Annotated in this window: 14 protein-coding genes and 1 tRNA gene; 5 read left to right on the plus strand and 10 right to left on the minus strand. The window is 65.6% G+C overall.

Annotated features, from left to right (window positions below; genetic code table 11):
* The first annotated feature begins 6 nt into the window (after window positions 1-6).
* From ACUTAG_RS11345 to ACUTAG_RS11355, 3 genes are read left to right on the plus strand one after another with little or no spacing between them, the layout of a single operon-like run.
* Window positions 7-1,401, plus strand: a complete 1,395-nt coding sequence (locus ACUTAG_RS11345) for an integrating conjugative element protein (RefSeq protein ID WP_446650173.1) — start codon at window positions 7-9, stop codon at window positions 1,399-1,401.
* Window positions 1,398-1,748 carry a hypothetical protein gene (locus ACUTAG_RS11350; RefSeq protein WP_032958314.1) on the plus strand — a complete coding sequence of 117 codons (351 nt, stop codon included), beginning with the start codon at window positions 1,398-1,400 and terminating at the stop codon, window positions 1,746-1,748. The genes ACUTAG_RS11345 and ACUTAG_RS11350 overlap by 4 nt, the downstream gene beginning before the upstream one ends.
* A 12-nt stretch (window positions 1,749-1,760) precedes the next feature.
* The gene (locus ACUTAG_RS11355) at window positions 1,761-3,284 is read left to right on the plus strand and encodes a conjugal transfer protein TraG N-terminal domain-containing protein (protein WP_121493191.1); all 1,524 of its coding nucleotides are present in this window, start codon (window positions 1,761-1,763) and stop codon (window positions 3,282-3,284) included.
* Between the two features lie 14 nt (window positions 3,285-3,298).
* On the opposite strand, the gene ACUTAG_RS11360 is transcribed toward ACUTAG_RS11355, so the two are convergent.
* From ACUTAG_RS11360 to ACUTAG_RS11370, 3 genes are read right to left on the minus strand one after another with little or no spacing between them, the layout of a single operon-like run.
* Window positions 3,299-3,670 carry a DUF3742 family protein gene (locus tag ACUTAG_RS11360; protein WP_121493192.1) on the minus strand — a complete coding sequence of 124 codons (372 nt, stop codon included), beginning with the start codon at window positions 3,668-3,670 and terminating at the stop codon, window positions 3,299-3,301.
* Window positions 3,671-3,726: 56 nt separating this feature from the next.
* Window positions 3,727-4,140, minus strand: coding sequence for a putative toxin-antitoxin system toxin component, PIN family (locus tag ACUTAG_RS11365; protein WP_121493193.1), 414 nt, complete (start codon window positions 4,138-4,140; stop codon window positions 3,727-3,729).
* A complete protein-coding gene (locus ACUTAG_RS11370; RefSeq protein WP_006489017.1) occupies window positions 4,140-4,358 on the minus strand; it encodes an AbrB/MazE/SpoVT family DNA-binding domain-containing protein in 219 nt (72 codons plus the stop codon). The genes ACUTAG_RS11365 and ACUTAG_RS11370 overlap by 1 nt, the downstream gene beginning before the upstream one ends.
* Window positions 4,359-4,689: 331 nt before the next feature.
* Here ACUTAG_RS11370 and mobH point away from each other — a divergent pair, with 331 nt between their 5' ends.
* Window positions 4,690-6,486 (plus strand): MobH family relaxase, encoded by a 1,797-nt coding sequence (gene mobH / locus ACUTAG_RS11375; protein ID WP_446650174.1) that lies wholly within the window; start codon window positions 4,690-4,692, stop codon window positions 6,484-6,486.
* Window positions 6,487-6,551: 65 nt separating this feature from the next.
* Here mobH and ACUTAG_RS11380 read toward each other — a convergent pair whose 3' ends face one another.
* The 4 genes from ACUTAG_RS11380 to ACUTAG_RS11395 all read right to left on the minus strand — a co-directional run bounded on the left by ACUTAG_RS11380 (window position 6,552) and on the right by ACUTAG_RS11395 (window position 9,012).
* A complete protein-coding gene (locus ACUTAG_RS11380) occupies window positions 6,552-7,226 on the minus strand; it encodes a class I SAM-dependent methyltransferase (RefSeq protein WP_446650175.1) in 675 nt (224 codons plus the stop codon).
* Window positions 7,223-8,146 (minus strand): NAD(P)/FAD-dependent oxidoreductase, encoded by a 924-nt coding sequence (locus ACUTAG_RS11385; protein ID WP_446650176.1) that lies wholly within the window; start codon window positions 8,144-8,146, stop codon window positions 7,223-7,225. The genes ACUTAG_RS11380 and ACUTAG_RS11385 overlap by 4 nt, the downstream gene beginning before the upstream one ends.
* On the minus strand, window positions 8,143-8,592 hold the full coding sequence (locus ACUTAG_RS11390; RefSeq protein WP_032972743.1) for an Rrf2 family transcriptional regulator: 450 nt from the start codon (window positions 8,590-8,592) through the stop codon (window positions 8,143-8,145). The genes ACUTAG_RS11385 and ACUTAG_RS11390 overlap by 4 nt, the downstream gene beginning before the upstream one ends.
* 120 nt (window positions 8,593-8,712) lie before the next feature.
* Window positions 8,713-9,012, minus strand: coding sequence for a helix-turn-helix domain-containing protein (locus tag ACUTAG_RS11395; RefSeq protein WP_027350562.1), 300 nt, complete (start codon window positions 9,010-9,012; stop codon window positions 8,713-8,715).
* A 104-nt stretch (window positions 9,013-9,116) separates the two neighbouring features.
* On the opposite strand from ACUTAG_RS11395, the gene ACUTAG_RS11400 reads away from it, so the two are divergent.
* On the plus strand, window positions 9,117-9,740 hold the full coding sequence (locus ACUTAG_RS11400; protein ID WP_032972513.1) for a LysR family substrate-binding domain-containing protein: 624 nt from the start codon (window positions 9,117-9,119) through the stop codon (window positions 9,738-9,740).
* Window positions 9,741-9,767: 27 nt separating this feature from the next.
* Here the strand turns inward: ACUTAG_RS11400 and ACUTAG_RS11405 are convergent, their stop codons facing one another.
* From ACUTAG_RS11405 to ACUTAG_RS11415, 3 genes are all read right to left on the minus strand, one after another.
* Window positions 9,768-11,693 (minus strand): tyrosine-type recombinase/integrase, encoded by a 1,926-nt coding sequence (locus ACUTAG_RS11405; RefSeq protein WP_446650177.1) that lies wholly within the window; start codon window positions 11,691-11,693, stop codon window positions 9,768-9,770.
* Between the two features lie 238 nt (window positions 11,694-11,931).
* Window positions 11,932-12,005 (minus strand) — tRNA-Gly (locus ACUTAG_RS11410).
* Window positions 12,006-12,084: 79 nt separating this feature from the next.
* Complete coding sequence (locus tag ACUTAG_RS11415) at window positions 12,085-13,071, minus strand: Bug family tripartite tricarboxylate transporter substrate binding protein (RefSeq protein WP_006385763.1); 987 nt, start codon at window positions 13,069-13,071, stop codon at window positions 12,085-12,087.
* Window positions 13,072-13,125 lie beyond the last annotated feature (54 nt).

Here is a 13,125-nt window from a genome sequence, read left to right on the forward strand (position 1 = left end):
GATGCCATGACGACTCCACCGCCGAGCGCCCGTCGATCTCTTTGCGTCGCATTGGCCGTTGCAGCAATGTGCTGCTCCGGCGCCGGGGCGCAGACCAGCGTCAACGAGTACGGCGTCCAGCATCAGGGCAGCGTGATCGGCGACGACGTGCTCTACAGCATTGGGGGCGGCCGCGCGGTATCCATGAGCGGTGCGGCCAACATGCACTCCATCGGTGTTGGCGTCGGCTGGAACAGCAACCTGATCTGTGGCGACATGAGCATCACCACCACGCTGCAGAACCAGTTGAACGGCATCACCAACGGCTTCCAGGCCATCATGTCCTCGGTGATCCAGAACGCCACCGCTGCCGTGGCGTCGCTGCCCGCGCTGATCATCCAGCGCGCCGATCCAGGGCTGTATAACCTGCTGACCAATGGGGTGCTGCAAGCCAGGCTGGATTTCGATCGCAGCAAGCTGACCTGCCGTGCCATCGCCAACCGCATGGCCGACATGGCGGGTGGGCAGCTCGGCTGGGACCAACTCGCCGAAGGCATGGCGCTGAAGCAGGCCGTCGCGAGCACCGATGCGGTCTCGGCCATCGACGACGCCGAGGCGAACCGTGGCAACAATGGCGTACCGTGGGTCGGCGGAGACAACGCCGGCGGCGCGGGCCAACGTCCAGTGCGCGTGGTCGGCGACGTGACCCGCGCCGGCTACAACCTGCTCAACGGCCGTGGCGTCGGCGATGCCAGTTCTATCCCGCAAGCGAGTTGCGGCGGCAACCTGGCCTGCCAGACCTGGAGTTCGCCCGATGCCGCCGCGGCCTGGGCCGTTCGCGTGCTGGGCGAGCAGGAACAGCGCACCTGCGATGCATGCACCAAGACCGTCACCACGCCGGGCGTTGGCCTGACCCCGCTGATCCAGGAGGAATACGAGGACAAGCTGCAGGCCCTGCAGGAACTGGTCGCCGGCAGCCGTCCAACCACGGCGCAGAACCTGCAGGCTGCGAGCAGAGCGTCGCTGCCCATCACTCGTGGGGTGATCGAGGCGCTGCGCGACGAGACGGACCAGGACATCCTGGCTCGGCGCCTGGCCTCGGAGGTTGCGCTGGCCAGCGTGCTGGAGAAGGCGCTGCTGCTGCAACGCACGCTGCTGACCGGGCGCAAGGAGCCCAACGTGGCCGCCAACGAACTGGCCCAGAAGGCCGTCACCCACGAAAGCGACATCCTCGATCGCGAGATTCACAACCTGAAGGCAGAGCTGGAGCTGCGCCGCGAACTGGCCAGCAACTCGCCGATGGCGATCATCCAGCGCCACAGCACCCGCGCCGCCGGTGCGCGTGGCATCTACGAGGGCGACCCGGTACGCAATCGGGTCGATGAATTGCAGCGGCCGCCGTCCGGCGGAAGCCATCCATGAGTGCCGCAGGGCGGTGCCCGCGCTGGCTGTCCAGCCGGCGTGCCATCCGGGTACTGGTGTGGGCGGTGTCGCTGCTGATCGCCGCAATCGCCGTCAATGTGGTCGGCATCCGCATCGCGGGCAGCATCGAGGGCTGGCAGCGCTGGATGGCGGCGCAATCCGGGGCCTTCCTGGTCTGGCGGTTGTTGCTCTACGCCATCACTGCCTGGGGTTGGCTCTGGATGCGCCGTCGCCTGCGCACGCGGGAACCGGAGCGCGCTGCCGGGCAGCGACTGCTGCGCGCGGAGGTTGCGGCCATCGTCGCCGTGATCGTGCTGGAAGCCGGCCTGCTGATGCAGGCACGGTAGCGCGGGGTCGCCATGACGCTGTTCACCACCGACTACCTGGAGTACTACCTGACGCTGGTGTCCTGGGTGGTCCACAACGGCATCTGGTCGGTGCTGGTCGCCAGCGGCATGTTCGCCGTCCCGTTCCTGGCGATCATCATCCAGGAATGGCTGAAGGCCCGCGCGGAAGGCGCGGACGAGGGCAACAAGGGGGTGCTGTCCTCGGCTCGCATCGAGAACCGCGTCTTCGTCGCCATCGTGGTGATCATGTTCGCGGGCATCCCCTTCATCGACGTCGATTTCAACACCATCAAGTACGACCGTTCGCGTTCGACCCAATGCCAAGTAAATGTGCCAGAGCCGACCGATACGGGCTGGTCGCAATCGTTCAGCACGATCAACAACCAGTCGGCCAAGGTGCCGGTGTGGTGGTTCGCCATGCACGCGATCTCGCGCGCGATCACCGGCGCCTCGGTCGCGGCCATTCCCTGCGGCACCGACCTGCGGCAGATCCGCATGGACATCGACGCGACCCGCATCGACGACCCGGTACTGGCCCAGGAGATCAGCGACTTCACCCGAGACTGCTACGGCCCCGCCCGCGCCAAGCTGTTCATGACCCGGCCCAGCCTGAGCGAGGAGCAGATGCACGACGTCACCTGGATCGGCTCCAGCTACTTCGTCGGCACCGCCGGCTTCTACGACAGCTACCGCTCCAGGACACCGCGCGATGCCTGGCCGTTCGACGCCACGCGCGACGCTGGGCTGGCCCAGGTGCCCGGCGGGGGCGGCTACCCGACCTGCCGGCAGTGGTGGTCCGACGGCGGCCACGGCCTGCGGGCACGACTGCTGGCCCAGGTCGATCCCAACCTGCTGACGCGACTGGCCGGCTGGGCGGGCTTCCTGAGCCAGGCCGAGGTCAACGACTCGGTGATCCGCGCTATCGCAAGCCCTCGCCAGCAGAAGCTCAACCAGGGGGCGGTCTACACGGACTACGGTGGCCAGATCGACATGACGCTGCCCAACATCGTCACTCGTGCCGCCAGCGACGTGGGGCTGACCGTCGGCTCACTGGGCTATTTCCCGGCGATGGACGTGGTGCGGCAGGCGCTGCCGATGGTGCTGTCCCTGCTCAAGATGGCGCTGGTCATCTGCATCCCGTTGGTGCTGCTGATCGGCACCTATGACCTCAAGACCGTGGTCACGGTGAGCGTGGTGCAGTTCGCGCTGTTCTTCACCGACTTCTGGTTTCAGCTCGCCCGCTGGATCGACTCGACGATCCTCGATGCGCTCTACGGCTGGGGGTGGGGCTGGAACCGGCCGCACACGAACTTCGATCCGCTGGTGGGCCTCAACAACACCTTCGGAGACATGCTGCTGAACTTCGTGATGGCCACGATGTTCTTGATCTTGCCCACGTTCTGGGTGGCGGCATTGGCCTGGGCTGGTATCCGTGCAGGCAACGTGCTTCAAGGATTGAGTACTGGCACGCGGGATGCCGGACAAGCCGGTGGCAGAGGCGGCGGCTTGATGATCGGTGCGGCCAAGCAGAAATAGCTCCACCCGGCGGTTCAATCGTCTTCGAATCGTGGATCTGGGTCATCGCTGTAGTTGATGGGGTCGTAGGCAAGGCTTTCGCGATGATCCAGCTCTTCAGCCTTGCGTCCGAGGAAATCATCGTCACCTTGCGGCGCTTGCTCCGCCATCCTGGCTGCCACAGCGAGAGCGACCAGCAACAGCGCCGCCCAGACCTTGACGTACAGCAACACCCCAAGGGTCGCCAGCTTGACCACCCAGATCAGCACCGTTGCACCGCCTGCCGGCAGTCCCTGTGCCATCAGCCACCGATGCGCCCGACGCTCCGCGCGCAGGCAACCGCCCCATACACCGCCCAGCCAGCGGCCGAGTCGCGCTGCGGTGGTCATGCGTGCGGTGTGCTTCATGGTTGGCTACCTCATGGTCGTTCCACGGTCGTTGGGCTAGGCGGTGCCGTTCTCCTTCATGCCTGCCGCGCCGCGAATGCTTCGGCGGTCATGATCAAGCCGGGAAAGTCCTCTCGCATGGCGAGAATGTCCGCATCGCCTGTGATCAACGCATCCGCCTTGCCGACATGCGCGAGCACCAGGAACACCTGGTCCTTCTCGTCGCGGCAGGCCGGCAGGTCGGGCCATGGCATCGGCAGTTCCACCACATCGGCGTAGGGCAGGAAGTCCGCCAGCAACTCCTGCTGTTCCAAGGTCGACAGCTTGAACTTGGGAAAGGCCAGGACGCGCAGGAATTCACTGGCCGTCTCCCGGCAGACCAGCGGCTGCAACTGCTGTTGCTGCCAGGCATGGCGTATCCAGGCCAGGCGTCCTGCATTGAAGACCAGCGCCGACAGCACGATGTTGGTGTCGAGCACGACCCTGCGCATCAGCGCCGCGCCCAGGCCACGGCATCCTCGACGTCCTGCTCGGTGATCCCGAGTTGCTCCAGCTTCTCGCGCACGGCCTGGGCCTTCTGGACCCGCACGGGGGTCAGGACGATCCGACCGCCCTCGACGGTCACGTCGAAGTACTCCGCCGCATCCACGCCGGACACGGCCGCCTTGGGCAGCGTGATCTGGTTTTTCGAAGTGAGCTTGGCAAGCATGGGAAGCCTCCGTAAGTTTCAAAGGAAATCTTACTTCCTTACTTCATTCCCGACAAGCATGCCTCCGGGCGCATGGATTTCAGGACCTGCCGTGCTTTCAGCGCCGGTTGAAACTGCCTGATCCGGTGAAAACACAGTGCTTGTTCCGTCCGATCCTGGAGCGCACGGGCTCCGCATTGATTGCGGCACACGAAGCCAACTGCCCCTATACCAAAGGGCTTGTCGAAGGCCAAAGGGCTGGGGAAGGGGCAAGGGAATGGCCTCAACGGGAAAGGCCCTACCCGAAAAGGCCAAAAGGCTCCTCCGGCCAGCCCATCACCAGGATGTCGCCATGCTTTCGCTGTTCCAGCGCAAATGGGTGCCGCTGGCCAACGCCGCGGCGCCGCCTCCCGTCGAGCCTGCCAAAGGGTTGACCCGGCCGCAGTCGGCCACATCGCTGCTGGCGGAGCCGCGCCGGCAGCGATTGCTGGAACACATCTGGCAGCGCACCTCGCTGTCGCGTCGGCAGTTCCGCTCGCTGTACCTGGCGCCACTGGAGCGCTACGCCGAGCTGGTCCAGCAGTTCCCGGCCTCGGAGGCGCATCACCATGCCTGGCCGGGCGGCATGCTGGACCACGGCCTGGAGATCGTGGCCTACGCGCTCAAGCTGAGGCAGTCCCACTTGCTTCCGGCCGGCGCCTCGCCCGAGGCCCAGGCCGCGCAAGCCGAGGCCTGGACCGCCGGCACCGCCTACGCCGCGCTGCTGCACGACATTGGCAAGATCGCGGTCGACCTGCACGTCGAGCAGGCCGATGGCCTGGTCTGGCACCCCTGGCACGGGCCGCTGCGGCAGCCGTACCGCTTTCGTTACCGGACGGATCGCGAGTACCGGCTGCATGGCGCCGCCACTGGGCTGCTCTACACCCGTGTGCTCGATGCCGGCATCCTCGACTGGCTGAGCGACTACCACGATCTATGGTCGGCGCTGCTCTACGTCCTGGCGGGCCAGTACGAGCATGCCGGCACGCTGGGCGAGCTGGTCGTCAAGGCCGACCAGGCATCGGTGGCCCTGGCGCTCGGCGGTGATCCGGCCAGGGCCATGGCGGCGCCGAAGCATGCGCTGCAGCGCAAGCTGCTGGATGGCCTGCGCTACCTGCTGCGCGAGGAGTTCAAGCTGAACCAGCCCGGCGGCCCGTCGGATGGATGGCTGACCCAGGACGCACTCTGGCTCGTCAGCAAGACGGTCAGCGACAAGCTGCGCGCGCACCTCCTGTCGCAGGGCATCGAAGGCATCCCATCGAACAATACCGCCGTCTTCACGGTGCTCCAGGACCATGGCATCGCGCAGCCCGCCCCGAATGGGAAGGCGATCTGGCGGGCGACCGTCACGAGCGGCACCGGCTGGTCGCACAGCTTTACCTTCCTGCGCCTGTCGCCGGCCTTGATCTGGGAGTCGGGCGAGCGTCCCGCACCGTTCGCCGGCACGGTCACGACGGAAGAGCCCCTCCCTGGCGATGAGGCAGCGCCGGGCTCCGACGGCATCCCGGCCACCTCACCGCCCCCTGGGGTGGCGGATTCCCCGGCCGGGCTCGCGGACCCGGTCTCCGATCTGCTGTCGATGCTCGATGCGTCCGACGCAGCCACCGCCGGTGCATCGTCCGCCAGCGCGGAACCGCCGTCACCATCCGCCGGAGCAACTGTGACAGTGACCCATTCGGCGCTGACCGGTCCTGCCACGATGCCGGCTCCCGCGAAGGCCACGCCGTCCGGGGAAGCCTTCATCGCCTGGCTCAGGCAAGGCATCGAGTCGCGCAAGCTCATCATCAACGATGCGAAGGCACTGGTGCATACCGTCGATGGCACGGCGTACCTGGTCAGCCCCGGCGTCTTCCAGCGCTACGTGCAGGAACATCCGGAGATCCAGGCGCTGGCCCGACAGGACGATCTGCACGACTGGCAATGGGTGCAAAAGCGCTTCGAGAAGCTGGGGCTGCACCGCAAACAGGACAGCGGCCTGAACATCTGGACCTGCGATGTCACAGGACCGCGCAAGTCGCGGCGGTTGCACGGCTATCTGTTGGCGGCGCCTTCGGCATTGTTCGCGGAAGTCCCGCCGGACAACCCCTACCTGTCCCTGGCGCGCGGCTAGGAGTCTCCTCGCCACACACGGGCAGCGCACCTGCCGACCCTATGTCTTGCATCGTCGATACCCCCTCATGCTCGATGGGCGGCCCAACCCTTGAAGGTGAACGCGCAATAGAAAAGGTCGATGTGCGTGAATCCAGCCTCGCGGAGCAGATCGACATCCTGCGCGGGCGAAAGCACGGGCAGCCGTTCCTTGATCGCCGCGATGCTGCCTTCGGCTTGACGCACGGGTACGCCGGAAGTAGCCGCGAACGCCGCATTGCGCGAGAGCCATCTGTCCCGACCGGGATCTTCGCTGGGATAACTGTGATGCGCGACGACAAGGGGCGCACCGGGCTTGAGTCGCAGGTGCATTTGCTGCAGCGTCTTCAGGCGCTCGGCTGGCGGCAGGAAATGCAGTGTCAGCAGGCAGGTCGCGCCATCGAACGGCCCCTTGGGGGCGCTGTCGATATAGCCTTCGTGCAAGCGCACGTGAGACGCCATCGGGCCCAGGATCGTGCGGGCGAGTTCGAGCATCTCTGCGGAGGGATCGACGCCGTCGAACTGCCAGCCGGGCTGCATTTCGGCGAAGGCCTTCAGTTCCAGCCCGCCGCCGGCGCCGAGCACCAGGATGCGCGCTTGCGAAGGCGCGCGTTCGGCCAGTAGCACGCCCGCCATCCGGTGCAGGTCGCACAGGCCCGGCACGATCCTCGCGGTTCTTTCCGCATAGCCCGATACAGCCGCCGGGTCGGAGAACGACGTCATAGAGCGCGGCTTTCCGCTTGCGCTGGCTCGATCGTCTCGGGCCAAAGCAGTGATCGGTGAATGTGAAATCCCGTCATGGCCCCGTTGCCCACGGCCAGCGACACCGAATGAGGAAACCGTGCCGCGTCGCCGCAGGCAAAGACCCCAGGCACCGAGGTCTTGCTCTCGGCATCCGTGCGGATCTGGATGCCCATGGGCGTTTCTTCCAGTGCACAACCGATTGTCTCGGCCAAAGGGCTGGAGGGGGCGGTTCGCGTTACAACAAACAGGCCCGCAAAGCTCAGTCGCCTCCCATCCACCATCGTCACGTCGGCATGTCCCTCGATCCTGTCGATGCGGGCCTCGTCGATGACCACGCCTCGGCGTTCCAAAGTGGACCTGATTTCCTCGTTGAGTTCCAATGCACCGTTGACGAGCAAGGTGACATCCCCCCAATCCGTCAGCAGCTCAGCCTGATGGATGGACATCGGGCTGGCACCGACGATGCCGATGCGTCCCTGTCCAAGTTCATAGCCATGGCAGTACGGGCAGTGAAAAACCGTCTTCCCCCAGCGTTGCGCGAGTCCGTCGATGGCTGAAAGCTGGTCGGTCACCCCCGTCGCCAATAGAATGCGTCGCCCCAGGTGCGACTCGCCATCGGCCGTCGTGACGGTGAATTCGTCCGCCTGCCCGGCGACCGCTTCCACCCGACCTTCAAGCCAGGTCAGCGTTGGATAGGCCTCGAGCTGGCGGCGTGCGTTTGCAGCGATTTCACCTGGCGGCACACCATCCTGGCCGAGAAATCCGTGTGAATGGCTGGCGAAGCGGTTGCGCCGCTGGCCCGCATCGATCACCAGCACTGACCTGCGTGCGCGCACCAGTTGCAGGGTCGCGGCCATGCCTGAGTAGCTTCCGCCGACGACGATCACGTCGTGATTCATGATTTATTCCTTGAGTGTCGTAAGGCCGCATGCCGGCGTGCGAAGTCAGAGGCCAGATCGGCAAGGGTGATTTCCGAAAACCGCGTGAGCAGCAGCGCCTCGGCTTCGGCAAACGTGCCTTCGAGTGCCGCATTGACCGTCTGCTCGACCAGACACTCCGGTGTCTCGTTGCGGTTGCCGATGGCAAACGTCGCCGGCTCTCCCAGGGCTTCGTGCAACTGACGCAGGGTGACGCTGCCAAGGTCGGCGTGGATACGCCATCCTCCTGCGTGGCCTCGTTCGGAGGTGACGATTCCCGCTTGCCGCAGGTATCCCATCGTGCGTCGAACGACGACCGGGTTGGTTCCCAGGCACAGCGCCAAGGTTTCCGAGGTAACGGGTCCATCCTGCTCGGCCATGTGCAGCAGCGCATGCAGGACAGACGAGAGGCGGCTGTCTCTTTTCATGAAACAAATGATGTTACGAAAAAGGCCGCGTGTCAAATGCGAGGTGGCAATGAACACCTGGCAAGTCACAGCCTTGACGTACAAGAACGTTGTTGACACCTCACCGCCACGACGGCATGGCTATTCGGTGCCGCTCTCTTCCTCGGACAGTTGCGCCTCGGTCGCGGCCATCAGCGTCGCGGCCGAGCACCCCAGCCCCTTCGCGATCCGCAGGATCAACACCAGCGTGGGCATGTGCTCGCCGCGCTCGATCTTGCCCATGTGCGACCGGGCGATGCCCGCCTGTTCCGCGAGCACCTCCTGCGCCAGCCCCTGCGCGGACCGGGCCTCGCGCACGGCAACGCCGAAAGCGCGCGCTGGCTCGCTTTCATAGGTTCTTGTCCCTGCGGGTCTCCCGCGTTGCACCGATCGCTTCTGCATCAACAGAAGCGTCACGCGCAAAGCGAATCTAAACCACATTAAACTTATCTCATCGACCGGTCGCGCCCGGTTTTTCCCAGTGTCGGCGTTGTGCAGGTGACACGATGATCGCTCCCGATCCCTTGAACATTGCCCTGTCGGACTGCCTGGCCTATCCCCGGTTGTCGGTGCCGATGGCGGAACATCGCCGGCGCCATCCGGACCACCCCATTCGCCTTCATGAAGAACGCCTGGTGGATCTGCATCGAGGACTGCTCGCGGGGGCCTTCGAGGCAGGCCTCTGCCAGTCGCCCGCAGCACCGGAAGGCATCGATGTGCGCCCCGTCTGGCGCGACACGCTGGCATTGGCCGTGTCGGCCCATCACCCCTTGCTGGCCTTCGCGTCAGTGTCCCTGGAGCAGGCGGCCGACCACCCTTGGATCGCCCTGGATGGGCGCGGCTGTGTGGGCTACTGCGGGCAGATCGACTCACTGCTGACGGCGGCCGGCGTCGTTCCCTCGGCCGTCACGACGGCCACATCGTTCGGGTTGATGATGACCTTGGTGGCCGCCGGCTACGGCGTCTGCCTCGCACCCGCCGCCCGCATCGAGGGTCATCGTTCCCTTGGCGTTGTCCAGCGTCCCTTGCAAGAGGGCGCGCTGACGCTCACCACGTACTTCCTGAGCCGTCGTAGTACGGACAGCACCCACCTGGAGCCGTTTTTCCAAGCGCTCCAGGCAAGCGCCTGACCGAACCTCGGCGCGACCCTGGCTTGATCAATCTCCGGCCGTCGCTTCGGCGGCATCGGCAGCGACGGCTTCGCGCACCAGCCGCTGCACGCTTTGCCGGACCGGCTCAGGGAACTCGGTCGTCACGACTGGCTCGCTCGCCTGCGTGCACTGTGCGGCCACCAGCCGCGCGGCAAGGTGCAGGTTCGTTGGGTTGACGGCTTCGATGGCCGGCCGTGTCCCGAGCGCCTCGTACGAGCGCAGGAGTGCGTGGTAGATGTCCCAGGTGTCGATGCCCCGTGGCAGTTGCTTCAGCACGGACTGGACCAGCCTGCGCTTGAGCGGATCGAGCTGCCAGTCCGGCACGCGCTGCCCGCGATGCCCCATGTGGATCGACAGCAGGTTGCCGGCCTGGATCTCGTAGGTGATCCAGCGGCGCGACTTGCCCGCGAGCCTGGCGTAGTCCGCCACTGAGAGGTTGTGCGGCGCCTCGAAGGTCTCCAGCACTTGCTGGCGTTCGCGCTGCACCTCCGACAGGCGCGGCCGTGCGTACTCGGGCATGCGCACGGCCGACAACCGCTGCACCGATGCCGGCGCTTCGGGTTGGCCGGGCGCCGGCGCGGTCACGATCAGTTGCGGCGCGGAGAGGTCGACCACCGGCGGCTGCGCGGCCGCCTGGCCGGCGATGGTCGGCAGGCCCTGGAGCGTGATGGTCAGATGCCGGCTGGCAACCTCGACCTGGTTCTGCTCGAACAGGTCCAGGCGATCGGCCCAGTCCTGCATCATGACGCGGCGCTGCTCGACGTATTCGGCATGGTTGTAGGTCGCGCTGATCCTGTCCGGGTCGGCATGCGAGAGCTGGGCGTCCACCCATTTCTTCGGGTACCCGAGTTCGTTCAGCGCCGTCGAGATCGTGGCACGGATGCCGTGGCCGGTCAGCTGGTCCTCGTAGCCCATGCGCTTGAGCGCCCCGTTAAACGTGTTCTCGCTGACGGGATGCTTGAGGCACCAGTCGCCCGGGATCAGGTAGACCTGGGCCGGCTTGAAGTTGTCGAGCAGGTGGCGAACGATCTCCTGCGCCTGCACCGACAGCGGCACGATGTAGGGCGGGATGTCGATGAGACGCTTGCGCTTCTTCCTGGTGAGCAGCTTGCGCTGCTTGAGCCTGGCCACCGGGATGATCCACAGGCCCCGGTCGAGGTCGAACTGATCGGGCGTGGCGAAGCGCAACTCGCCAGTGCGCACACCGGTGAGCATCAACAGCCGCAAGCCCAACTGCGTGTTCAGGCGCCCGCGGTACTTGCGCAGTGTCTGCAGCATGACTGGCAGCTCGTGCATGCGCAGGAACGGGTTGTGTTCGACCGGCGGCAATGGCAGCGCGACCACTTCCAGGTCCCTGGACGGGTTATCGCCCATGTTGGGAATCGCCACCGTGGCGTAGGTGAACAACTGGGTGAACCAGGTCCTCAGCTTCTCGGCCACCGACAGCGAGCCGCGCTTTTCCACCTTGCCGATGATGTCCAGCAGGTGTGCGCGGGTGATCTCGTAGATGGTCAGGTGCCGCAGCGAGGGGAACACATCTTTCTTGAAGACGCGCCCGATCTGTTCCAGGCTGGTCTGCCTTCCTTCCTCCAGCGAGAGCCGGCGATGGGCCAGCCATTGCTCGTAGACGGCCATGAAGGTGTGCTCGCCGGCCAGGACGATCGCGTGCCGCCTGCGCTTGCGTTCGCTGTGCGGATTGACGCCCTTGGCGAGCAGCGAGCGGGCTTCATCGCGAAGCGCACGGGCGTCCTTCAGCGAGAGCGCTGGATAGTTGCCAAGGGTGATGCGCTCTCGCTTGCCAAACCACGAATAGCGGAAGTGCCAAGCCTTGGTGCCGATGGCGGAAACGTAGAGATAGAGGCCGTCGAAGTCGGCCAGCGCGTATGGCTTGCCGGTGCACTTGGCCTGCCGGGCCATAAGGTCTGAAAGCATGATCCCAACTCCATGAAAGCGAGTTGAGTGCCATGTTTCCCATCGGGCTCCGGCTCCTCCAGCAACAATGCGGCAAGGGAAGTTCGCGCATTGTTTGGGCCACTTTTTGTACCAGTTTTGACCGGCTGTCAGTGGATTTCGCTGGACGTCACTGGATCGAAGATTCTTAAAAAATCGAACCGTGACAATGACTTGCAACACTCCATGGACGTCCTTGGAACGCCCTGGAAAGTCGAAGTGGAGCGGGTGAAGGGAATCGAACCCTCGTATGAAGCTTGGGAAGCTGCCGTTCTACCATTGAACTACACCCGCTCGGGTGTCGTGCCCCGGCACAAGACCGGGGCAGAGGCCAAGATTATAGCCTGGGTTTTTCCGCCCCAGGCCGTCCCTCTCAATTCGCCGTGATGCCCGCCGCCTTCACCACCTTGCCCCAGCGGTCCAGCTCGGCCTGGGTGTAGTCGCCCAGCGCCTTCGGCCCCATGAATTCCGCCTCGGCGCCCTGCTCGGCCGCCTTCTGGCGGAAGGCGTCGGTCTGCATGATCTTCTGGATTTCACCGGCGATCTTGTCCACCACCGGCGCGGGCGTGTCCTTGGGCGCGTACATGGCGAACCAGGACGAGACGATCAGGCCGGGATAACCGGCCTCGGCGGCGGTGGGCACGTCCGGCAGCGACGCCAGGCGCGTGTTGCCGGTGACGGCCAGCGCGCGCAGCTTGCCGGCGGCGATCTGGCCCAGCAGCGGCGGCGGCGTGGTGATGGTCATGTCGACGGCGCCACCCAGCAGGTCGTTCAGCGCGGGGCCTGTGCCCTTGTACGGGATGTGGGTGATCTGCGTGCCCGCCATCTGGTTGAGCAGTTCGGTGGCGACCTGCTGCAACGAACCATTGCCGGACGATGCGTAGTTGAGCTTGCCCGGGTTGGCCTTGGCGTACGCGACCAGGTCTTTCAGCGACTTGATCGGCAGGTCCGGCCGCACCACCACCACCTGGGGCGCGGACAGCACATTGGCCACCGGCGCGAAGTCCTTGATCGGATCCCAGCCGGAGGTCGGCGTGACGTGCGGGGTGATGACCTGGAAGCCGGAATACTGCAGCAGCAACGTATAGCCGTCGGGCTTGGCGCGGGCAACCGCCTGGGCGGCGATGCCACCGGAAGCGCCCGGCTTGTTCTCGACGACCACGCTCTGTCCCAGCGCGGCGCCCAGGGGCTGGGCGATGAGGCGGGCGGCGATGTCGGTGGTGCCGCCGGGCGCGGCGGACACGATCAGCGTCACGGGACGATTGGGAAAATCCGCCTGCGCGTGGGCGGCGCCCGCGGCGGCCAGGCCCAGCGCGATGGCGCAGGCGCGTAGAACGGGAATGGATCGAAATGCGGTCATGCGATTGTCTCCTTGCTGTTTTTGTATGAAGCGCCCCCAGGCGCGTGGTGTGAA

It is taken from the genome of Achromobacter sp. CSND-B12 (assembly GCF_052906545.1).